The following is a 306-nucleotide window of genomic DNA, read 5'->3' on the forward strand; positions in this document are numbered from 1 at the left end:
CAAAGAAGCGATTAAAGCACCAGTACTTGTACCTGCAATAAAATCGACATAATCGCCTATTTTAGCATTTTCGTCATGAATTTCCTTTAATTTATCTTCGATGTATTTTAAAATGACACACGATATAATTCCTCTAATTCCTCCGCCATCCAAAGAAAGTAAGATAATTTTTTTCTCTTTAAATTCCATTTTTGATGTTCTATTGTTTAAAGTTAAACTTTTCCTTTCAAATATTCTTTATTTTTACACTTGATAATTTGTTTCAAAATGACCAAAAAACTTTTCCCAACATACGATATCTGTAAC

The 306-nt window shown here is 28.4% G+C and carries 1 protein-coding gene; it reads right to left on the bottom strand.

Annotated elements, in window-relative coordinates; translation table 11 throughout:
• Positions 1 to 189, bottom strand: a 189-nt coding sequence (locus tag QWI17_RS00155) for a patatin-like phospholipase family protein (protein ID WP_302720484.1), incomplete at its 3' end; no start/stop codon positions are given.
• Positions 190 to 306 lie beyond the last annotated feature (117 nt).

The organism is Gilvimarinus gilvus, from assembly GCF_030518155.1.
Lineage (GTDB): Bacteria > Pseudomonadota > Gammaproteobacteria > Pseudomonadales > Cellvibrionaceae > Gilvimarinus > Gilvimarinus gilvus.